Here is a 21,660-nt window from a genome sequence, read left to right as displayed (position 1 = left end):
TCGGCCGGATCCCAAGAAGCATGAAGGGCGGCTGTCGTGGCCCCTGAATCTGAAGACGCATCGAGCGCGGTGGCGGCAGATGCTGCGCCGGGCCGGAGTGAATCGGGCAATTCTCGCATGACGTCCGAGGAGCGCATCTCTGCCTTGACGGATGGCCTCCACAGGATCCTGGAAAAGGCAGTTGAATCTCCGTCGCACTGGCAGGTGTTGCTGGACGCTTCTGCAACGTTGTGGCGATACTCGGGTGGCAATGTTGCGCTGCTCATGATGCAGATGGCCCAGCGCGGTACCGACGAACCGACTCTGGTGGCCGGGTACAAGGAGTGGGTCAGCCACGGTCGTACGGTGCTGAGGGGTGAGCATGCACTCTGGGTGATCGCACCTCGTACGGCGCCACTCCAACAGGTCACGCTTCCTGACGGTACCCGGCAGCGCATCCCTGCGGGTGAGAACGTGCCCCATGGCGCCGTCGACGATGGAAAGAAGACGGTCATCACAGGCTGGCGAGGCCAGGCAGTCTTCGACGTCTCACAAACACAGGGCACACCGCTGCTCGTTCCCCGCGGCTGGGCCGAGTCTGGGGTGGACGTAGCTGAGCTGTGCGGATCTCTTGCCGCGGTGGCGGGCAGCCATGGCTTCAACGTCGATGTGACAGACGCCCAGTATGGGCTGACGAGCGGCTTTACTGATTTCACCCATCGCCGGGTCCAGGTCGGCGCCTGGCTCAGCCCGAGAGCGCGTGCAGCTGTCCTTGCACACGAACTTGGACATGTGCTGCTTCATGGTCCCGATGATGCGATCGGCCGGCTGTATGGCAGCAGCGCAGATCATCGGGGACTGGCTGAGGTGGAGGCCGAATCCGTGGCTTACACGGTGCTTAAGGCCCACGGGATCGACCGCGGGCCCCAGTCCGCGACCTATCTCGCCGGATGGGCTGATGCCGTAATCCATGCGGAGCAGGACGCGATGGCCCACGACGCCGGACGTAGGCTCCCGGCGTCCCGTGCGGATATTGCGAAGTCAGTACTCGGACGGGTCACTGCTGCCAGCAAGGGGATTCTTGAGATCACACACCCGCCGGGATTTGGCGGCAAGATCACGAGCGCCGACGCACAGCTGAGCCCATCAGCGTCCTATGCGGGCCTGGATGCGCCTTTGCGGTCAGCGGACGGACCTGTATTGGCCGGGCCGTGAGCCCGACTGGCAACAAGTTGTCCGGTGGGAGAGTCCCGCCGGCTTTGGAAAGGACAAGAACCATGGGCACTAAGATCCCGATCAGCATTGCCGGCAACCTAGTTGCCGATCCCGAACTCAGCGTAGGCGAAAGCGGAGTGGCTCACGCCAAGCTCCGGGTCGCCGTCAACCAGCGAATTCAGGGCGCGGACGGTACCTGGCAGGACGGCGAACCCGTCTTCCACAATGTCTCTGCATTCCGTGCGCTGGCGGAGAACTCGGCGAGTTCACTGCGAAAGGGCGACCCGGTCACCGTGGCGGGCGAGCTGGAATTTCGTTCGTATGAGAAGGACGGCGAACGCCGCGAAGCCCGGCGCATCGTCGCCGACACCATCGGACCGGACCTCCGCTTCGGCACTACGGTGTACCAGCGCATGTCGCACCCGCCGGTTGCGGCGCCGGATGCTGGAGTGCGTRCGAACCTTGAATCGCCCGTTGCGGCCGAGGCTGTTGCGCCGGCCTACAACCTCACCTCCAAGAGCCCGGTGGTGGTGCCCCCTTTCGGGGCCGCGGCGGGGAATGAAATGAGTTTCTAAAAGCTATAGGGGCCGTCCGCATGGCGGGCGTGAGGCATTTGCCAAAGCGGGTTGGTGAGCGGCATAACCAACTCGCTTCTCCGTTTAATGAGCGCCGGAGTGCCTTGGCCGCTCCTTTCAGAAAGTACACGCTAGAAGCACGACTGTCGTCGTCGCCGAGGGTGCGTGCACGCTAACTCCACCGAGGAGGAGGTGCTTCAATCATGACGTGTACCTGAACGACACCCGTGGCCGCGTGGACGGCATAGGTAAGCACCATGGAACTAGCCAAAGATGGTGCGAATGCTCGTGCCGCCATTTACACCCGAGTATCCAAGGACCTCACCCTTGAGCGGCTTGCCGTCACCCGTCAGCTCAAGGATTGCCTCGCGTTGGCAAAGCGCAAAGGCTGGCGCGTCCTGGATGAGAAGTTCGAGGACAATGACATTACGGCTGCTGGTGGAAAGGATCGTGAGGCCTATCTCCGACTGAAGGCTCGCATGGAAGCCGGAGGCGTGGATGTCGTGGTTGTCTACTCGGCTGACCGCCTCCATCGCAATCCACGTGAACTCGAGGACTGGATTGATCTTGCCTCAGCGACCGGCATAAATATCCACTCAGCCACTAACGGCCACATCGACCTGAGTAACCCAGACGGGAGGACCCTCGCCCGGGTGGTTACGGCATTCGCCGCTGGAGAGGTCGAGAAATCCCGGATGAGGCTCCTCAGAAAGCATCAGGAGCTTGCCGAGGCCGGCGCCTGGCCGGGGCAGCGGTGCTACGGGTACACGGCAGAGGCGCAAATCGTGCCTGAGGAAGCGGCCATCATTCGTGAGATGGCAGCCCGTGTATTGCACGGTGAGGGCCTAAACGCGATTGCAAAGGATCTCACAGCCCGGGGCATCCCAACGTTCGGTGGTGCGTCTTGGAGGGCCGCGAGTATTCAGAACATACTCAAGGCACCTCGCATAGCCGGATTGCGCGTACACCGGGGCAAAGTGTCGGCCAAGGGGCAGTGGGATGGCATCGTTTCGGAGGAGACCTCGGCCATGCTCCGGGCCAGGTTCGCGCCAGGCCGCTCCAACGGAACCAGAGGCGGTGCCCGCAAACACCTTCTGACGGGCCTGCTCGTTTGCAGCAAGTGCGGCACCGGCATGGTCAAGTGCGTTAATGGGCGGTCGAAGAAGGAGAGCTATCGCTGCCCAAGAAACGAGGGAGCAGCGGCCTGCGGAGGAACGACGATCGTGGCCGCCGAAACAGAGGCTTGGCTGGCTGAGGCTGCGTTTCAGTTTCAGGACGCAAAGGTTGTCGGCCAGACCGAAGCTACCTCAGAGTGGCTGGAGCAGACCGGGGCGCTCGATGCCAGACTGGAAGAAGTAGCGTCAGATTATGCTATTGGCACGATCAGTCGTTCTGAATGGCAGGCGGCACGCGCCGCTGTCGCGCGGGCGAAAGCGGCCCTGCCTGTGCCGATCGTTAGGCCGCGGGAACTCACGACTGGGGCAATGCTTCGAAGCGCGTGGGACAGCATGGCTACTAGCGTCCGACGAGCCGTTCTGGACGACATCTTCGTGAAGGTTGTGGTTATGCCCCGACGGCAAGTCACGGGTCCCAAGTCCTTCGATTCTGAGCGTCTCGTTCCGGAGTGGCGGCTGTAACGCAGAAAAGTGACCGCCGCCAGCGTTCGGGCCGCATAGGGCTTTTATGAAGCTCGAAGCAGAAGAAGTCATTGAATGGATTGCCCGCACCAGGAAGGCGCAGGGTCTCAGCGGCACCGTCACGCTCGACCCCGCTCTTCACGCTCGGACGGTGGCGGCTGTAGAACGCGCGCAACAACAAGAGAGGGACCAATTGGCGGAGGGTGCCTGACGCCGCCCCCTAGACGCTGCTAAGGATGCTCGACCCAGACTGGCAAGTCGGCGAGTTGCGGTATCTGTGGATCACCACCGGGGGAAGGTGGCACCGGGGAGAGGTTGCAGCCAAACCCGGTGGCGCAGCGGAGACCCAGCGCAAGTAGTAGTCGAAGCGTGCACCTCTTGTGCCGAGAAGCCGCGGGCAGAATAATCGGGCGCGGACGGCATCGAGCCGTTCACGCACACATGCCGGCCGTCGGCCGCCTGAGCCCTCTGGGCGTGGTCGACCAGATCCAGACATCGCTGTGAGAGGTGACTTGGATGTCTACGTTGTCCGCAAGAAAGAAGACCGACGGCGGGGTGCTTCCTCAGCCCCGTCCTATCGAAACCGTGTCAGCAGTCACTCCACAGGCAGGAACGAAACGGGGTGCGGCGAAGGGACTTCCATCCCTAAAATCTGGCGTGCAACATGATCGAGGGGAGACTTTCGGCCGTTCACCTGGGGCCGCAAGCGTCACGGTCGAATCGGGGCATTCCCGTCGACCAGTAAAGAGCCTTACGGCTCACTCAATCACGGCTCTTGTCCCTGTGCTGGGACGGGACGGTGTGCCGCTCATGCCGGCCCACCCAGCGCGCGTGCGGGCGCTTCTCCGCTCCAAGCGGGCGGTAGTCGCTTCGCGTGTTCCATTTGTGATCAGGTTGAAGGACAAAACTACAGCGGACGGAACTGCCCTCGTGCAGGAATTGGGGCTTGGTATCGACCCAGGCTCGAAACGCACAGGGCTGGCTGTCTTCGCCACTGGAGCGGCCAGCAAGACCCGTCGTGGTCTGTTCGCAGCCGAAATCGTGCATCGATCCAGCGACATCACTCGACATATCCGCGCGCGTTCTCGACACCGACATGGTCGCCGCCAGCAGGTGCGATACCGCCGACCTCGTCACGCGCATCGATCAAAGCCCCGCGGATGGCTGGCCCCATCACTTCAGCACAGGGTTGATGGCATTGTGTCGATGGTCGACAAGATGCGGGGGTGGTTTCCACTAACATCTATCGTCCTAGAGTTGGCGCGTTTCGACATGCAAAAAATCGAGGACGCCGAAATCAAAGGCATTGAATACCAGCAGGGCGCCTTGTGGGGATTTGAGCTCAGGGAATATCTTCTGACCAAATTCCAACACCAATGCGTTTATTGCGATGCCAGGAATGTTCCCCTAAATATGGACCATCTGGAGGCGAAATCACGGGGCGGGTCGAATCGCCTTTCAAACCGAGTTTTGGCGTGTGTCAGATGCAACGATGCTAAAGGCAGCCTTCCGGTGGAAGACTTCGTTAAGGATCCCGTACGTCTGGCTAGGATTCGGGAATGGGCTCGTCTGCCGTTGCGTGATGCTGCCGCAGTAAACTCGACCCGCCGGGCACTTTGGCTGGCGATGTGTAAAACGGGCCTCAGCGTTCATACAGGATCGGGCGGCCGAACAAAGTTCAATCGTGCCCGGAACGGGCTCGAGAAAACGCATTGCACCGACGCGCTGGCGGTCGGCGAGGCGGATTGCATCGCTACTTACCCCAAGGCGGTTCTGGTCGCCCGTCAAACGGGTAGAGGGTCATACGCGCGAACCCGATCCGACCGCTTCGGGTTCCCCCGGCTAATACTTCCAAGGCGCAAAGCCGCCTACGGATTTGTCACCGGCGACACCGTTCGGGCTGTCATTGCGACCGGCAAATATGCAGGAAGCTACATTGGAAGAGTGTCCATCCGGAGCAGCGGGCGATTTGCCGTTAGGACAGCTAGTAGCATGGCTCCTTCCGTGAGGCATGAGTACTGCTCCCTACTTCAGCGTGGGGCAGGATGGTATTTCGAAGGCACCTAAAACACCCCCCGGCCCCCTGCCGGGACTCCCAAAACTTAGCCATGCCTTGGAAAAATACCCGGATATGTCAGAAAGGGGAGCGAAGGCAGCCGCGGGTACTCTCACTTCAGGGCTGATACTAATTTTTTTCCGTGGTTACCGAGATTTCCGGTTATTTTTCAGGCGCTGGTGTCCATGCTGGGGCCGCTTGCCGCCCACAGCTTGGGGTGGTCAGCATTACTATGCCGGAGCGCCACTTATGTGCAGCGGCTCTAGACGCAGGGGTGGCGAGCCAGGCCATACAAGCACACCGTTGCCGTTCTTAGAGTGCTCCATGTTCAGCACGTCCACGCGCGTCACCCCTCCGATCTTACCGACCAGTTCGTGAATGCGCCGCTAATGCCAATGCCCACAAAAAAGCATGCGGGACAACCAGGGTGTCGACAACCTGACGTAACAGCTCGCGTGTTTGGTTTGCTCTTTCGGCGATTTCGGGTCGAAGTTCGAAGTCCCCCTTGATCGGTACCCCCGCGGGCGCGTCGTAGGTTATCAGGAGGTCCAGGGGTCCACCGTCCATGAGATTCTTGGCATCCTTCAGTGTGGGGTCCTCGTTGGCCCACCAATCTTTACCTTCAACCCTGTGCTCATAGTCCACGCTGAAGGCGCCCCCTAGGGCACCGACCACGAGCCCCTCGATTATGGTCCGCCCACCGCGGGGAAGAACACGGATGTTGGATCTGACGCCAGCGGCCCATGCTCTTCAATCGGCAGAGTAGAAGCATACGCAGTATTGTTGTGGTGCCAACTGAAACCACGATTGTCAGGGCGAGATCTGCCAGATAAGTGTTGAGTTTAGCCTCGTAGCGACCACGTTTGGCCCAGGCCAGTCCAAGCCGAAGTCGCCCACATGAAGATCAGTCCGGGGCCCCTTCCCGGCCTGCCGAGCGGACCGCCGCTATGGCCCAGCCAAGGTCCCCTTGCGAGTCACCAAATATGGCGATGGGCCGCGAGCTCTGCATTTCACCAGCATACGGACATCTTCAGCGAAGGTTGCGCTGTGCTGATCGTTGCGAGAGCGAACAGAGACGAAGCTGCCCTGCTCATCTAGGCTTCGACGCATCTTCACCACTACCCATACGCGTGCCCTCCATTGCGTGAAGAAAGTTGGGACCTTCATGCCCAGTCCCTGGATCGCTTCTCGGCATGGCCTGGAAACCTGCTCCCGCCATCGCGCTGTCGTCGTGACCTCGCCGCATAGGGAGGTCTGAGGGGCGGGTTGGAGCGCATGGTTCCTGGTTCGGTGGCCGTGGTTGGGTCGCTGAAGTGACCGCTGTCGTKRATCTCGCCGCATAGGGAGGTTCGAGGGGCAGGTGGCAGCGCGTGGTTCCTGGTTCGGTGGCCGTGGTTGGGTCGCTGAACTGACCGCCGTCGTGAATCTCGCCGCATAGGGAGGTTCGAGGGGCAGGTGGCAGCGCGTGGTTCCTGGTTCGGTGGCCGTGGTTGGGTCGATGAACTGACCGCCGTCGTCGATCGAACTGCATAGAGCCGACCAGGACAGGTCGAGCTTCTGCCGGCCTGCCCCTCTGCCCATCGTCACTGCTGGTGTTGCAGTGACCTGCCAGAATCCGTTCTTCCACAAGGGCGGATTTGATTCACGAAAGGTCGACGCGAGTTGAACCGCAACGTTATTACTAGCCTTGAGACCGCCATAGAGGCGTTGGATGCCCTTGGTCTCAAATACAGACGCCGTAACAATGAGATTCAGTGCCAGTGCCCCGCTCCTGCTCACACAGACCAGGAACCAAGCTGCCAGATAACCCTGGCTTCAAGCACCGATCAGGGCGTCGTGGTGAACTGCTTCGCGGGTTGCCATTGGCAAGACATCAAACACGCACTCGAAGCAGCCCTCGGACATCGGGAAGCCTCCTGGAACGCCCGTGGCCGCGCCCAACCCACAATAGCTACCCCGGCCAAACCGGCAGCCATGCAGAAAGCCAAGGTTGACCACGGCCGGCCCGTCGAGCAGGCCAGGTACAACTTTCGTTTCGAAGACGGATCCGTGGCCTTCACCAAAGTCAGGTTGGCCTATCCGAATTCGCCCAAACCCGCACACAAGGAATTTCGTTACTCGGCAAGGGACTCAGCGGTGCTGAAAAACCTGAAAGCAGACGGCGCCGTGCCCGTCTACAACCTGCCCGACCTCAAAAGGTGCATCGCGGCCGGCGAAGGCGTTCTGGCTGGCGAGGGCGAGAAGGATTGCGATACGGCAAAGAACAACGGCCGTACGATGATCTGCGGACATGCGGGCGCCGGCCAGCGTCTCCCAAGCGAGTACGCCTCCCAGCTCCGTGGTCTGCGGCACCTGACCATCGTTCCGGATGCAGATGAACCGGGATACCAGCATGCCCTGAACTGGATGGCCCTCGCGAAGGAAGCCGGCGTTCCCTTCACTGTGGTTCGCACGCCGCTGGAGACCAAAGGAGCGGATCTCACCGACCACTTTGAAAAGGGCCTCGGATGGGGCGACCTGCTCGATGTAACGGAGGAGTTCCAGAAACGGGCGGACCCGGGCTGGACGCCTCCGGCGGAGGTAGTCACGCTCGCCGAGTGTGAGGGCGCATACCGGAAATGGATGAGCTCCGCTTACGACATGTCTGTCGTGCACGCGAATCTTGCCGTCCGGGCAGCGCACGAGCTGAAGGGTGAACCGGTCTGGCTCTTGACTGTTGCCGGATCGGCCAGCGGAAAGACCGAGGGAATCGCTCCCTTGGCCGCTACCCCGAACACGGTCATGGTGTCAGAAATTGCGTCGCCGGGGGCCCTGCTGTCTGGAACCAGCAACTCTGAACGCTCAAAGGACGCGACAGGAGGGCTGCTGAAGCAGATCGGAGCCCAGGGAACCCTGATCCTGAAGGACTTCACCTCCATTCTCTCGATGGGCAGCGACGCGCGGACGGCCGTTTTGGCGGCCCTGCGGGAAATCTACGACGGCTCCTGGAACCGGCTTGTGGGAACGGACGGGGGAAAGTCGCTGAGCTGGGCAGGCCGCATCACTCTGATCGGCGCGACGACCACCACCTACGACCGGCACCACAGTGTGATCGCCGCCATGGGAGATCGTTTCGCGCTTATCCGGATGGACTCCCGCGCCGACCGTCGGGTCAAAGGAATGCAGGCGCTCATGAACACGGGCCATGAAAAGCAGATGCGGGAGGAGCTCAGCAAGGCGGCCGCGGGTGTCATCGCAGGCATGGATAAGAACCCTGCGCCTCTCGATCAGGATGAACTCATTGTCCTGTTTGAAGCAGCTGACTACGTCACCATGGCTCGTACACCGGCTGAACGGGATTTCAAGGGCGAACCGATGGAGGCAAACGATCCAGAGTTGTCGGCGCGGTTCGTTAAGATGCTTCAGCAGATCGTCCTCGGCGGAAGCCCAATCGGAATGCACCGGCGGGACGCCATGCTTCTGGCTCTTCGCATAGCCCACGACAGCATTCCGCCTGTGCGCCGCATGGTGCTTGAAGCCGTTCACAGGAAGCCGTTCAGCCGAACCGCGGACGTCATCGAGGCGACGCAAATCCCCCGCACTACCATCGACAGAATGCTCCAGGAACTCGCCCTGCAGCGCATGCTGAAGAAAAGCCAGGGGGTTCGCCACGACGGGACCGAGGGAGGCCGGTGGCAGTACTGCCTTGCCGACGGCATCGACCCGAATGCCGTAACGCCAGCAGCGTTTGCTGGGAAAAAGTACCCGGGAACGTCAGAAGGGGGACTGGCGGAGGTCCCGGAGGTTGTCGTTCCGAACGACGGTGTTAATTTCTCTTCCGTGGCTACAGAGATTTCCGGTGATTTTTTCGGTCCAGCGTTCGACCTCACCTCGCAGGAAGCGCCCAACGACATCCGTGTGCCAAGGCCTGCGAATGTTCAGACGTTGTTCCCGATCGATGACATCGAAGCCGAAACCTGCGACGAGCACCTCGTCGCGCCGCCTATGGTCATCCGGCACTGCACCGCGTGCCAGGATCTCCGGCAGGGGAACGCAGCATGAGAGGGCTCACCTATACGGAGCGAGAGACCGGTTACCCCTGCTTCGCAACGTACGAGGAGAGCTTCTGGGGAGCCTTCAGGACAAAGGTCTCCGACCCGACAGGCTACTACCCGGGCCCGGAAGGACTGTTTCCGGACTTCGAGACGTACGAAGAGCTCTTTGCTGCTGCCGAGCAGGCAGCCCAGTCAGACCCGCGGGAGTTCCGGACGCTGGTCTTCCACCCACACACCGACGCCCGTGTGCTCAATTTGCTGTGGGACCACACCAAGACCCAGCCGCCGGCGGATGCCCGGCGGAACAGGCACAACATCGTGGAATCCTCGGCCACTACGGAACGTCTTCTGGGCAGGTTCTGGCGGGAGACGGACGACCCGTGGATCAGGGAAAAAGTGCTGAAGTCACCGAACTGCACTGGACGTTTCCTGCTGCTTGCCATGCAGGCGACGGACGACGTATCGCTCAAGACAACGCGTGGTTGGACTATGCCCGAGTTGGCGCGGATGATCCTGGCCGAGCGACGCGCCGCCATTCAGCCGGTCAGTCCGGCCGCGGCCGCGTAGGGCCGGTATCTGGCACAAATGGTTACCGGGCCTCGAAAGACGGTCCGCGCCCGGCTTGGATCCGGGGCGTACACTCTGGGCCGGCGGATGAGTCCTCGTAGGGCGATCAGCCGTTGCTGACGCTTCCCGGAGCGCCAAGTGGTAAAGCTACGAGTCGGCGGCAGGCCAGCAAATCGATTCCCCTCGCGGCCCTGCGCCCAGCACGTGCCCGAACCGGCTGATAGCCTGTGACCGTTTAGGACGCAGACAAGGGAGAAATGGAATGCCCAGCAGGGGGAAATGCCAAGATTGGTGCGAGCTGCAGGACGATTATGCCGCGGGCTACTGCCGTGCAACACCAGAGCTTTTCGAAGATGAGTCTGCTGTGACGCCTGCGTTCTTCTCGAACAGCGGCCCAAAAACTGTCGCACGACTCGTGTTCGAAGCAACTCAGGATGACGAGGACGAACGCCCGGTCATGAATATCAACTGCTGGGAGGCGGACGGTGATGAGCCGGTAGCCGTGCTCTATACCGACATTGACGATTTGAAGAAGATCCATTCGAGGCTGGGCGCCGTTTTGGAGACATTCGCATGAACTCCAAGATCGAGAAAATCGGTAGGACTGGTTGGGCCTTGCGTTGTCCGATACATGGGCTCGTTGCCAATGAAAACGACCGGAGCCTAATTGAAGACATGCAGCGCCGGCACGATGAACATTGCCCCGGACAGGAAGATTGACCTCAACTCCGGGTTCTACACGTCGCAACCTGGCCGGTGATGGCAGCGGTGGGCGTCAGGGAGCGCGTGAAGGCCGCCTAATTCGCGGCCACGTACTGCTGCACGATCGTCTCCGGCACGCGGCCGTGAGGGTTGATGTCGCGGCACTGTGCAACTGCCTAGGCGCGGATGTCTTTGGTGGCCGGCCCGCCGGTGCGTGTCTCGTTGGTAGTCTGCTTGCGGCCGCCAATATGGCGCGCCTTCTCGGCGAAACGGCCAAGAATGGAGCGCAGCTCTTCCGCATTCTCATCGCTCAGATCCAGCTAGAGGCTACCAGCCTTGATCCGCGGAGACGCACCTGGAAGGCGTGTCATCAGTGTTGGTTCATGTTGGACACGTTGCCCGCCAGACCGCTGTGAAGGCGAAGTACAAGCTGTGGGTCACTCAGACCGGAAATGACGCGATTGCGGGAATCCTGAAGGGCTGCAAGTAACAGTTCCCGCCGCGGTGTATCTTCATCGAGTGGGTACGCGGACCTGTCGGACCCGTAGTCCGAGAGGAAGCAGTGCAATGCTCTTTGCCCGCAATTTGTCCGTTGTATCAGTCGTGGGAATTACCCTGCTTGTGTCAGGGTGCGGTGGTGGCTCCTCCTCGATGTCGCAAGCGTCTTCCGCCCCTGCTGCGGCCGAAACCGCGGTCCCTGCCGAACCAGCCGGAATCACCTACGAGCTGACGTGTTACTCGGAAGACGGCGACCCCACGTTATACGCCGACCTCGAAGAGGCGTGGTCCGAGCCCAACAACAGTTGCGGTGCTGACTACGTGAGCGGGGAGCCGAGCGAAGGTGAGCTAGCTGCCATCGAGGTCTACGGATACGCTGACGATCCCAGGTACCTGGATTTCCTCTACGGGCCTTGCGCTGAGACAGCCGGGAAGTACATCACCGAGCCCCTCAGGCCGGATGAAGTCAAAATGATTAAGGGTGCCCTCATGGTGTGCCCCGACCACCCGAAGCGGGCGCAGCTTGAAGCCAACATCAAAGCCGGCCTCGCCAAGGAGGCGGCTGACGACGCAGCCATCGCCGCAGAAATAAAGGCCAACGACAAAAATGAAGCCGAACGGGCCAGCGGCAAGTACGTTGATGACGGCAAGTTCCTTGTCGGCAAGGACGTCGTCCCGGGTACGTGGCAGTCGCAAGGGGCGAAGGTCGAGGAGTGCTACTGGGAGGTCTCCGACGCGCAGGGCAACATCATCGAGAACAACTACATCAACGTTGCTCCTCAGTTCACGATCCAAGTCCCGGCAACGGCCGCCGGCTTCACGGTGAGTGGTTGCACCTTCCGCTGGATCGGCGCGTAGGCCACGCCTTTCTTGCCAACCACGCGGGATGGATCAGACACGCACGCCCCTTGGACAGCAGCTCGTCGAGCGCCTCCTGCGGCTGATGGCGGGGCGGGGCGGCTGTTCACGATCCGTTTGGGCGGGGCGGTCCGCTGGTGGCCCGTTGCTGGTCCACGGGTGGTCCTTTAGTGGTCCATTCAAAATGGTCCGGGTGTCCGTCGCGGGCGAAGGTTGCCTCGGGTCAGGGGTGGACCACCTGATGGACCGCTGTACGGACCGGGGTGGACCACTTGATGGACCGCTGTGCGGACCGGGGTGGACCACTTGATGGACCGCTGTGCGGACCGGGGTGGACCACTTGATGGACCGCTGTGCGGACCGGGGTGGACCACTTGATGGACCGCTATAAGGACCACGTGATGGACCAGTTGCCGCTGAGGGGTGACAGTACGGGGCATCCGCCGACGGTGGTGACCATCACCTAGGTTTCGATACCTCAACTTGCAGCGGAAGGAATGGAGGCCGCTCGGGGCGCCGTATGTTGATTTCCTCGAATCCCTCGGGGTGGATAACCCGCCTGGCCATCTCATCGCGGAGCCGGGGGATGACCTCGTAAATCTGCAGCTCTGGCCGCGCACTGATGAGACGGAGTGGGTGGCAGAAGTTCTAGCACGTTGATGACGCGCAACAGTAGGCTGGGCACGTGGCCAACTCGCTGCCGTCCGGACCTATACACGTAATCGTGCATGCTCCTGCAGCGTGGTGGCAGATCGTTGCCGCCCTGGGCCCCTATGCGGTTCTGCTCGTTGCTGAAATCTGGTGGTGTATCGAACTGAATAAGGACCGGAGGCGAACAGCGGCCGAGCTCCGGGAGCTCTCCGACAATCCGCGAGTGACCGGAGGCAGACAACGCTCATGAACGAGGGCGCCAAAGCTGGATGAGTCCTCGCCGTTGGGCGGGCTAGGCTCGAGACGGCTGAAGGAGAAAACCCCCTTTGGTCTTCGCGAAGATATGGAAAATCTGTTCGGCGGTTAGACCAGTCGAAAAGCCTTCGGGCCAGCGAGACCTGGCCGGCCCAATGCGCTTCGCCTCTCGCTAGCAGCCATCCGAAATCGTCGTTTGCCTACGCCACTGAGAACCGAGGACAACGTGGATACCGCTGAATGGGCCCTTGAGCTAACCGACACATTGACACACTCGGGTCATGGACTAGCGCAGGTGACGGTGGCAACCTTCCGGGATGTGGCGTACAGGGACGAAATAATTGAATCAGCCATGACCGTCACGGCGGCTGCGAGCTGGCCACTCTACGAACTCTCAGCAAGGAGCGTGGAGCCCGACCCGGCAGTATTGCCTGAATCGGGTTTCGTTATTCTGCGCGACGTAGACGCGCCCCTTCCAATGGCCGTTCCCGTGCTTATTGGCGCCTTCCAGCATCTTGTGCAAAGAGACCTCCCTGTCGGGCTGCTCGTTGTTGCGACGACGCGAGGGATCAGGGCGCTTCGACTCCATCAGGGCTTGGGTTTCCTCAGCCGCGCGGAAACCCTGACTCAAACCTAAGCATGTCGTAGGCAGGCGACTGCTTCCAGTGGGCTGGGATTCCTCGCAGGCCAGTCCAGACGCCGCTTGACGCGTTTCCGGCTATGAACGCCATAAAACGCTTCAGCCCGACCAAGGCCTGACTTCTCACCGTCGGCGGCTTCTATACCTGCAACCCCGGCACCAATAGCTGCTCAACAGCGGGCACGCCCGCGTCCGTGACGCAGAGGCAGCAGGAACGCCGGAAGCACCAACTGGGTCCCCGTCGACGTCGATCTGGGGGACCACTTCGCTCCCGGTCAACAGGGTGCTGCAGTTGCGAGTTACCGTGGGCTGCCTGAGCGTGCGTTGGATGTCATCGGTCTTCAGGGATCTGTGGAGCGTAGCTTCCGAGATGCCGCCCCTGCAAGGACGTTCTTGGGGCATCCTCAAAACGGTGAAGGTTCGATCGCGGTGCCTACCCGGGGGTTTAGTCGCCGTGGATGAGGAGCGGTTCGATGCGCAGCGGCGTGGTGCCGGGCCAGGCGAGCACACCGTTTCCCGCGTGGCTGCCCTCCATGTTCAGCACATCAACCCTGGTCGAGCGGCCGTCGGGATGCGCAATTTGGTGGACGACCCGTTGGTGCCAGTGCCCCGCAAAGACGTTGGGCACACCGGTCCGGTCCACAACTTTCCGCAGTAGGACCCTGGTCCTGTCCGCATATTCGACAAGGTCCGCCGGCAGGTCAAACGAGCCCCGCACCGGCACCCCCATAGGCACGTCATGGCATACCAAGATGTCCAAGTCGCCGCCGGCCATCAGCTTTTCGGCCTGTTCGACGGTGGGTTCTTCATCGGCCCACCATGTCTTGCCTTCCACCCTCCACTTCTTGTCGACTGACAGGGCACCGCCGAGCCCGCCGACTCGAAGGCCCTCAATGATCGTGCGCCCTCCCTTGGGCAGGATCTTGATGTGGCTGCGCCAGATGATGAGGCCATCGTCTTGAACATCTAGCTTGTCGATGTTTGAGAGGCAATCGTGGTTGCCGGGTGAAGCCACGAGTTCCACCCCGCGTTCGGCCAGAGCGCTGTTCAGTCTCTGCTCGTACCGGCCGCGCTTGGCACCAGGCCAGTCGAGCCCCACGTCCCCGACATGGATGAGCGTGGAGACGCCGTCGCGTGCGGCTGACTTCACGGCCTTAATCGACCATCCGAGATCACCGTGCCAGTCGCCCACCACACCCAGCACCGGCAGACCGTTTGGCTTATTCACTTCCGGCCACTTCCAACTCTTCAATGCTGACCACGGGAGAAGTCATCCTTAAAGTGGCAATGTGGTCCTCACGCACTTGGATGTAATAACGGGCGGATTCTCCGACGACGCAGTGCTCGATCATGTGCAGGTCGACGGCCTCGCCGTCGCGACGAAGCTTGGAGAAGCCTGCCTTCAAGAAGTCAGTGAGCGGTGCAGTGGCTGCCATCGACCGGTGCAGTGTCCTGGCATTCATATCCAGCAGGTACTGGCTGCCCGTGGCCGTGGTGACGAGGTACCGGCCCTTGTCATCATTGCTTAGCTTCTGCTTCATGGGGGCCAGTGTAGCCATGGGGTCTGACTGTTTTTGGAGGCAAGAAGGCAGCCCTGCACCTACCGATCTCCATCTTTCGGCCGGAAGTAGCGCTTCCTGCTTGGGCCGCCGGCACCGCCCTGGATGTGCTCCTCCTTTTCTGCAGCGCGATGAAGTCGAGCCGGTTGGCCGGTCCAGATGACAGCTTCGCCGTCGACCACGCAGCACAGTGGGACGTGCTTCCGAGATGCTTCGATGACGTCAGGGAAGTAGCCGGTTAGATCTGTGCCTTGGTCGGGAGCTGGACGGATTCGGGGCCATTTACAGCCGCAAATAGTCTGTAGAAATCCCCGAATCGCTCGAGGCAGTGCCGCGAACCCTGCCGAGGCTTCTCCTCTATAAATTTGATGTAGCGCCGAGAGCATGTCGGATTGCCAGGCACAAGCGTTCCGGTTTCTCCGAGGCGGACCGGTGCTCGCTATCGGTGCTTCTTTTGTATGCGGCTGCTCGTCGGAAGCGACGGCGGTTTTTCAGAACTTTCTCCCAAAAACTTTGGGGTGGTCCGATGCTTGCGGCATCCAGGCGCGACGGCATTCCAAAGCGAAAAACGAATTGCTTCAAACCGCGACAAGGAAGAGAACCGGGAACGGCCGGCCGCAGGCGACACCAGCGGTGGAGCAAAAATCCAGACGGAATATCAACAGCCCGGGGCGCAGCCCCCAATCATCACGATGGTGAACGTGACAATGAGCAACCGACGGCGAAACCGGGGGAAATGCAGCAGCCAAGGAACAAATCGAAGAACGAGCCGGAGGTGAGACGGACACCACTGGCCGCGCGCAGCGCGGATGCGGAGCGCAGCACGAACCACAAAACGGACGACAAGACGCAGCCGCGGCGCAAAGCGTGCCGCGGAGCGCGCGGCAGCCGACCGCGGGCCAGGAAACAAAAAGAAGGACCACGACGCGGTAACCGGACGATGAACGATGAGGTCAGCGATTCGGAAAACACGAAGGGACGAGGGGCGCAGCCCCGAGTCCTCTTAATATGCCCAACCGCCAGCTGCCACCGCTCGTTTCGCTCGACGGCCCTTCGGATTTTTTCACACCGGGTCAACGGCTACCGCCGGCCCAACACAGCGCACCGCCTGACGGCGGCGCGGGAAAGGTGGCAGCTCCGGTCCGGGGCGTGCGGGTCAGAGCACTTTCACTGGGATGAGGTCATACGTGGTATCGCAGCCTAGGCGCGGCGGCGTGTGCTCAATCCCGTACAGCTGATCAGAGATGCCCTGGTCCGGCTTGGCGGCGACGATACGAATCCGGGGGAGAGGGGTCGGGGCGTTGTCGGGCTGGACGAACGGTGGCTTCTGCGGAATCGTCCAACGGCCGGAGCTGTCGCGGGTGACGGGCACCGGGTGGCAGCGGTCGTTGACTCCGAAGCAGGCGGACACGGACGTGCCGGCGGGCAGCGCCGCGAGGTCGAGCTCTACCGGGCCCAGGTTGACGAAACCGATGGCGGGGCAGGCCGTCTGCGTGCAGCCGGACGTGGCGAGCACCAGCGACGGAAGCATCGCCAGCAACAGTCTTGGAAGCCACCTGCCCTTCACGGCGTCAGCGTAACGCTGTCCCGACTAAAAAGCAGTGCTTGACCGGATGGACGAACATCGGCGAGCTCAGGGGCGGCGAGTCCGACTCCTGGCTGGGCACAGCGGGCGGCCCGGTTCAGCGCTGCCTTGGCTTGGGCGATCGCCTGGCGCGCCACGCGGAGGGCTTCCGCCTGGCTATTGGTCGGTCCGGCTCCGTCGCGTCAGTCGGAGCGGAGTTCGTCCCAGACATCGCCGAGCATCGCGTACGCGTTGGAGCGCATCTCATCGAAGGTCGGCAGTGGTTCAGCCATGGATCCTCGTCTCGTGTCGGTATGATTCCGCTGGGGCAAGACCAGCCTCGGGGCGTCGGCCGCCATCACCTCCGGACCAGAGCCGGCACCGAACGCACGGTCGATGCCTTGACGCTCGTTCTTCCAGGTGCCGTCTTGGTAATACGTCTCGATGTCGCCTTGTGCCACGATGTGCCTTTCGGTCGGAAACGCTTACGCTCGTCACGATACGGAAGGCTCGGTCCGGCGTTCAGGATCGACGGCGCGAGGAGCCCCGCCTCGTTGTCTTGCGTCAGGGATTACCGCCGGACGCACCGGATTGTGGCAGGGGACCGCTACGGCACCCTCAAGGTCCGCGTGATCGGGTCCAAGTCCGGCTACACCACGGTTACCAAGTACTCGGGGCTCACCATTCGAATCTCCTGACGCAGGAAGTCCGGCACGGCTATTTCAGCAATAACCGTCTGAACCAAGGGGAGCTCATGGCCAGGGAGGAAACGGGCAGCCCCTTTCAGTGCGCTGCGGCGGGGCTGAAGAACGCCTTCGGGTTATCGGCTCCAAGGAGATCCCGATGGAACAAGATGGCATCGACGGGGTGAGTGTCTACGAACAGGACGGCCACGGAGGGGGAGTGCACCACCGTGAACCGGGTAGCTCCCTCAAGCCAGGACATCATGCCCGTGTAGTCCTCAACGACGAGTCCGTCGCCCAGGAGACCACGATTCGCGAGCAGCTCCTCGACTGCTTGCCACTCCCAGTCCATGAGCTCATTGATCGCTGCTTCCACCGCTGGAACGCTCATATCTTGATGGTGGCACCGGGCACCGACAAACAGCGGGAGAGCAGCGGGCGTGTCGTGAGGCGGCGGCCTTGGGGGATCAGTAGGCGCTGGAGAAGACCGGAGCCTGCGCGGCACGGCGGGAAGCGTCCGGGTCCCGCACCACTGGAGCCTTCACGACATCGGGGTTCGAGAAGGCCACGCGGTGGGTCTCAGTAGTGGTTTCGCCCGTCGCCGGGTTCACCGGTGTTTCGGTTGTGGTTGTCATAGCCATCATTTCTACGCCATGACCGGGCAACGGTACCAACCGACGCGCGGCCTACCGATCGGCTTTCTTTGAGATGAGCGCTTCGCCCTTGGAGCCCACGGCAGGCCATTGAGGCGGCTGCTGGAAATCTTTACGCCATGCCTCGACCCGCAGCATCGCCAGGAGCCGCCATGTGTTGTCCTCGTCTTCGGTGTCGTCGTCGGGGTTGTAGGGGCCAGCGGACAGGACCAGCAGAGGCCAGGTCCGGTCCATGCTGATGCCGTCCAGAGACACGAGCGTCTCCAGGCTCGTCGCCCTGGCACTGTAGCGGACCACGGTCAGGCGGGGGGCCAACCGATCTTCGTTCGCGCGGACGGCGCCAGGAAATCACTGGCGTCGGTGGCGGGCTGGTCCTCGTCAGTGAATTCGAGGGTGAACGTGATCTTCTCCAGAAACTGCGGGAAGTTGGCGCATATGGTGACGGTCAGGCCGGACTCGAAGGCGAAATGGTGCAAGCTTGGTGATGATGTCGGAGACGCCACCGGGGGTGATTTCGGGTGCCTTCGCCGCGGTGAAATCTAATTGAACGGTCATATCCGCTTTCAAGGGGACGTGCTGGGTGTGCTTCTCACCCGCTATGTGTGCGGCACCCCGGTGCGGGTCTTCATCTTTCGGCGGAGATCGTAGGCCCGGCCGGTGTTGCCCTTGCCGCGGTGCTAATCTTGCGTCGACGCGCAGTCGCGTCCCTGACTTTTCCGTGGGGGAAACAATGACCAACGAGCCGAACGTCCCGCCGTATCCGCAGTACCCGGGACAACCCCAGCCGCAGCAGCCGCCGTATCCGCAGCAGCAGGGCCCGGCCGGGTATCAGCCCTACCCGCCGCAATACCAGCACGGACCGTTCCCCCAGCAGGGCTTCGGCACTCCGCCGCCGCCGCAGCAGCGCGGGCCGCAGGTCGATCCGAATAAGCCGAAGGGGCCTTTTGGTGTGTCCTTCTGGATTGTTGGCGGCCTGCTGGGCCTCATTGTTCTGTCGAATGCGGCGAACGGCCACGGTGAATCGATCCTGATTTTTCTGGGCATCGCCGCGTTGCTCACGGGCCTTTACGCGCTCATCTTCAAGAAGCGGTCCTGGGCCTCCCTGCCGGGCCGGAAAGCTGCGGTGGCCGTAGCGGTCGCCGGGGCCGCGGCACTGATTTTGGGCGGTATGGCCGCAGGTGTTGACGGGCGGCGGGCTGAGGCTGCTGCACAGCCAGTCACCAGCGCGGAGCTGGAGGCTGATGCAGCAGCGAAGCTGAAGGCACGCGAAGACGCGGTGGTGAAGTCTGAAGCGGAGTCCGCCGCGAAGCTGGCCACACGCGAGGAAGCCGTCAAAGCGCGGGAGGCTGCGGTGACCGGTGCTGAAAAGGCGGTGGCCGCCAACACCATCGGCGAAGGCATTTGGACTGTCGGCAAAGACATTGTTCCGGGAACCTACCGGACCGCGAAAGCGCTGACGTCGAGCTGCTACTGGTCTATTACCAGGACAGGCTCCAACGGTGGGGACATCATCGAAAACGACGGTCCGAAGGGTGGCTTCCCGATGGTGGTTCTCTCGGAGGGGCAGACGTTCGAGAATAACGGCTGCGGCGACTGGAAGAAGCAGTAACCCTTTCCTGAGCCGGCTGGCCGCACACAACTTAGGCATGACCACAACCCATGCCCGACAGCCTAAAGGCATCCCCGCCGGCGGCCAGTTCGCACCGGACACCAGATCGGAGGGTGCCGTGACACTGCCCCCTGCCGCGGAGCGCATCCCGGACCTGATCGACCTCACACCCGAGACCCGCCAGGTCCTCGATGCGCTGCGGGCGGCCGGCTGCCTGCCGCTGATCGACGGCAGCGCCGTCCGCGACGGGCTTCTCTCCCGCACCCAGGGCGGGACGGTGGACCCCATGGACATCGACATCGAGGTGTACGGACTCTCCAAGGAGGAGGTTCGGAAGGCGCTGCCCGGTGACGTGAACGAATTCGGCCAGTCCTTCGGTGTGTTCAACACGACCGTCAACGGCCAGGACTTCGACGTCGCCCTGCCCCGCCGCGACAACAAGACCGGCGAAGGCCACCCCGGGTTCGTCGTTGAGACCGACCCGGGGTGGACTTCGAGGCAGCCTTCGCGCGCCGTGACTTCACGATGAACGCCATGGGCTGGGACGAAGCCACCGGAGAACTCGTGGACCCGCACGGCGGCCGCGCTGACCTGGAGGCCGGCATCCTCCGGCACACGAGCGACAGGTTCGATGAGGACCCTTTGCGGGTTCTCCGCGGAGTTCAATTTGCCGGCCGCTTCAACCTCGAACTGGCTCCTGAGACGGCAGAGCTGTGCCAGGAGATGGCGCCGACCTTCACCGAGCTGAACAAGTCCGGGGTCTGGGATCAGTTCCACAAACTCACCACTAAGGGAGCCCGCATCTCCAAGGCACTCAAGGCGCTCCACGCCTCCGGCTGGGAGAAGCACTTCCCGGGTTTGGCGGCCACCCGCGGCGTCCCGCAGGATCCGCGCTGGCACCCGGAAGGAGAAGTGATCGTTCACCTCGGAATGGCCGGCGACCAGGCCGCACGGATCGCCCGCCGTGACGGACCCGATGAGGAAGAAACGTCCATCCTGGTCCTGGCCGCGATGACGCACGACTTCGGCAAGGCCCACTCCACCAAGATCAACGCTGACGGCACGATCACTTCAGGCGGCCACCACGAAACGGGGGTCGAGCCGGCCAGAGACTTCGTGGAGCGCATCGGCGCCCCCGGCCGCTACCACGACACGATCCTGCCCCTGATCCGGGAGCACATGTGCCACACCTCCGGTGGCGGCGTCGAGATCAGCGACTCCGCGGTGCGCCGCCTGCTGCGGCGGCTGGACAACGCTGGCGGCGTGCCCACCCTGAAGCAATGGGCACAGCTGGTCGAGGCAGACAAAGCAGGCCGCGGTGAGGGAGCCCGTCACGGTAGGAACCACCTGCCCGACTGGCTCAGTATCGCAGAGGGGATCGGCAGCGAGAAGGCCGTCGGCAAGGCAATGCTCAAGGGCCAGCACCTTGCCGAGGCAGGGGTTCCGCGCGGACCCATGTGGGCGATCATCGTCGCCCAGTCCGAGGAAGCCCAGGACGACGGGGCGTTCGCAGATGAAGACGGCGCCAGGGCGTGGCTGGCAGCCAACCACGACGTCATCATGAAAGAGACGACGCGGCGCCTGCAGAAGGCTCAGGCGGCGTCCGAGAAGAAGAGGCTGCGATGGCGATCGTCCTGAAAGCCAGGCAGGAGGAGCAGAAAGCGGAGGCGCGGGCTGCTACGGCGGCCAAACAGGAGCCCGGATCCTAGGGTGCGGACAAACGAAGAGACTGGCCTGCCGGTGGGCGGGCCAGTCTCTCGTAAAAGCCGCTAGAGCGGCTGGATGTTCTCCGCCTGCGGACCCTTAGGGCCCTGGGTGACGTCGAACTGAACCTTCTGGTTCTCGTCGAGGGAGCGGTAACCACTGGAGGTGATTGCCGAATAGTGTGCGAACACGTCAGCGCTTCCGTCGTCGGGGGCGATGAA

Annotated in this window: 21 protein-coding genes; 13 read left to right on the top strand and 8 right to left on the bottom strand. The window is 62.3% G+C overall.

Features of this window, described 5'->3' with window-relative positions:
• Positions 1-117 precede the first annotated feature (117 nt).
• The 9 genes from AC1D14_RS04565 to AC1D14_RS04525 all read left to right on the top strand — a co-directional run bounded on the left by AC1D14_RS04565 (position 118) and on the right by AC1D14_RS04525 (position 12,121).
• The gene (locus AC1D14_RS04565; RefSeq protein WP_476968114.1) at positions 118-1,194 is read left to right on the top strand and encodes an ArdC-like ssDNA-binding domain-containing protein; all 1,077 of its coding nucleotides are present in this window, start codon (positions 118-120) and stop codon (positions 1,192-1,194) included.
• 62 nt (positions 1,195-1,256) lie between these two features.
• Positions 1,257-1,769, top strand: coding sequence for a single-stranded DNA-binding protein (locus AC1D14_RS04560; protein ID WP_476968113.1), 513 nt, complete (start codon positions 1,257-1,259; stop codon positions 1,767-1,769).
• A gap of 257 nt (positions 1,770-2,026) precedes the next feature.
• Complete coding sequence (locus AC1D14_RS04555; protein WP_476968112.1) at positions 2,027-3,406, top strand: recombinase family protein; 1,380 nt, start codon at positions 2,027-2,029, stop codon at positions 3,404-3,406.
• 46 nt (positions 3,407-3,452) lie between these two features.
• Positions 3,453-3,617 carry a hypothetical protein gene (locus AC1D14_RS04550; RefSeq protein ID WP_476968111.1) on the top strand — a complete coding sequence of 55 codons (165 nt, stop codon included), beginning with the start codon at positions 3,453-3,455 and terminating at the stop codon, positions 3,615-3,617.
• 305 nt (positions 3,618-3,922) lie between these two features.
• Positions 3,923-5,473 (top strand): RNA-guided endonuclease IscB, encoded by a 1,551-nt coding sequence (gene iscB, locus AC1D14_RS04545; RefSeq protein ID WP_476968110.1) that lies wholly within the window; start codon positions 3,923-3,925, stop codon positions 5,471-5,473.
• Positions 5,474-7,436: 1,963 nt separating this feature from the next.
• Positions 7,437-9,503 carry a hypothetical protein gene (locus AC1D14_RS04540; RefSeq protein WP_476968109.1) on the top strand — a complete coding sequence of 689 codons (2,067 nt, stop codon included), beginning with the start codon at positions 7,437-7,439 and terminating at the stop codon, positions 9,501-9,503.
• Complete coding sequence (locus tag AC1D14_RS04535; RefSeq protein ID WP_476968108.1) at positions 9,500-10,063, top strand: hypothetical protein; 564 nt, start codon at positions 9,500-9,502, stop codon at positions 10,061-10,063. The genes AC1D14_RS04540 and AC1D14_RS04535 overlap by 4 nt, the downstream gene beginning before the upstream one ends.
• 262 nt (positions 10,064-10,325) lie before the next feature.
• Positions 10,326-10,640, top strand: coding sequence for a hypothetical protein (locus tag AC1D14_RS04530; protein ID WP_476968107.1), 315 nt, complete (start codon positions 10,326-10,328; stop codon positions 10,638-10,640).
• A 776-nt stretch (positions 10,641-11,416) separates the two neighbouring features.
• Positions 11,417-12,121 carry a hypothetical protein gene (locus AC1D14_RS04525; protein ID WP_476968106.1) on the top strand — a complete coding sequence of 235 codons (705 nt, stop codon included), beginning with the start codon at positions 11,417-11,419 and terminating at the stop codon, positions 12,119-12,121.
• Positions 12,122-14,112: 1,991 nt separating this feature from the next.
• Here the strand turns inward: AC1D14_RS04525 and AC1D14_RS04520 are convergent.
• The 3 genes from AC1D14_RS04520 to AC1D14_RS04510 form a co-directional block, all read right to left on the bottom strand.
• Positions 14,113-14,895 carry a metallophosphoesterase family protein gene (locus AC1D14_RS04520; protein WP_476968105.1) on the bottom strand — a complete coding sequence of 261 codons (783 nt, stop codon included), beginning with the start codon at positions 14,893-14,895 and terminating at the stop codon, positions 14,113-14,115.
• The gene (locus tag AC1D14_RS04515; RefSeq protein WP_476968104.1) at positions 14,888-15,226 is read right to left on the bottom strand and encodes a hypothetical protein; all 339 of its coding nucleotides are present in this window, start codon (positions 15,224-15,226) and stop codon (positions 14,888-14,890) included. The genes AC1D14_RS04520 and AC1D14_RS04515 overlap by 8 nt, the downstream gene beginning before the upstream one ends.
• A 1,156-nt stretch (positions 15,227-16,382) precedes the next feature.
• On the bottom strand, positions 16,383-16,757 hold the full coding sequence (locus AC1D14_RS04510; protein ID WP_476968103.1) for a hypothetical protein: 375 nt from the start codon (positions 16,755-16,757) through the stop codon (positions 16,383-16,385).
• 587 nt (positions 16,758-17,344) lie between these two features.
• Here AC1D14_RS04510 and AC1D14_RS04505 point away from each other — a divergent pair.
• The gene (locus tag AC1D14_RS04505) at positions 17,345-17,488 is read left to right on the top strand and encodes a hypothetical protein (protein ID WP_476968102.1); all 144 of its coding nucleotides are present in this window, start codon (positions 17,345-17,347) and stop codon (positions 17,486-17,488) included.
• Positions 17,489-17,573: 85 nt separating this feature from the next.
• Here the strand turns inward: AC1D14_RS04505 and AC1D14_RS04500 are convergent, their stop codons facing one another.
• From AC1D14_RS04500 to AC1D14_RS04485, 4 genes are all read right to left on the bottom strand, one after another.
• Positions 17,574-17,864, bottom strand: coding sequence for a hypothetical protein (locus AC1D14_RS04500; RefSeq protein WP_476968101.1), 291 nt, complete (start codon positions 17,862-17,864; stop codon positions 17,574-17,576).
• 76 nt (positions 17,865-17,940) lie between these two features.
• Entirely contained in the window at positions 17,941-18,108 is a 168-nt protein-coding gene (locus tag AC1D14_RS04495; RefSeq protein ID WP_476968100.1) for a hypothetical protein, read from the bottom strand.
• Between the two features lie 51 nt (positions 18,109-18,159).
• Positions 18,160-18,441, bottom strand: a complete 282-nt coding sequence (locus AC1D14_RS04490; protein WP_476968099.1) for a hypothetical protein — start codon at positions 18,439-18,441, stop codon at positions 18,160-18,162.
• Positions 18,426-18,602 (bottom strand): hypothetical protein, encoded by a 177-nt coding sequence (locus tag AC1D14_RS04485; protein WP_476968098.1) that lies wholly within the window; start codon positions 18,600-18,602, stop codon positions 18,426-18,428. The genes AC1D14_RS04490 and AC1D14_RS04485 overlap by 16 nt, the downstream gene beginning before the upstream one ends.
• A gap of 254 nt (positions 18,603-18,856) precedes the next feature.
• Between AC1D14_RS04485 and AC1D14_RS04480 the strand changes: the two genes are divergently transcribed.
• Genes AC1D14_RS04480 through AC1D14_RS04470 form a run of 3 tightly spaced genes read left to right on the top strand, consistent with a single transcriptional unit; the run spans position 18,857 to position 21,373 of the window.
• The gene (locus AC1D14_RS04480; RefSeq protein ID WP_476968097.1) at positions 18,857-19,735 is read left to right on the top strand and encodes a hypothetical protein; all 879 of its coding nucleotides are present in this window, start codon (positions 18,857-18,859) and stop codon (positions 19,733-19,735) included.
• A 37-nt stretch (positions 19,736-19,772) separates the two neighbouring features.
• The gene (locus AC1D14_RS04475) at positions 19,773-20,264 is read left to right on the top strand and encodes a hypothetical protein (protein WP_476968096.1); all 492 of its coding nucleotides are present in this window, start codon (positions 19,773-19,775) and stop codon (positions 20,262-20,264) included.
• Positions 20,222-21,373 (top strand): HD domain-containing protein, encoded by a 1,152-nt coding sequence (locus AC1D14_RS04470; protein WP_476968095.1) that lies wholly within the window; start codon positions 20,222-20,224, stop codon positions 21,371-21,373. The genes AC1D14_RS04475 and AC1D14_RS04470 overlap by 43 nt, the downstream gene beginning before the upstream one ends.
• Positions 21,374-21,504: 131 nt before the next feature.
• On the opposite strand, the gene AC1D14_RS04465 is transcribed toward AC1D14_RS04470, so the two are convergent.
• A partial coding sequence (locus AC1D14_RS04465) for a cold-shock protein (protein ID WP_476968179.1) occupies positions 21,505-21,660 on the bottom strand: 156 nt, incomplete at its 5' end.

This window comes from Arthrobacter sp. P1_B11, from assembly GCF_056406715.1.
The sequence above is the reverse complement of the archived record's forward strand: the minus strand, read 5'-3'. Positions and strand labels throughout refer to the sequence as shown.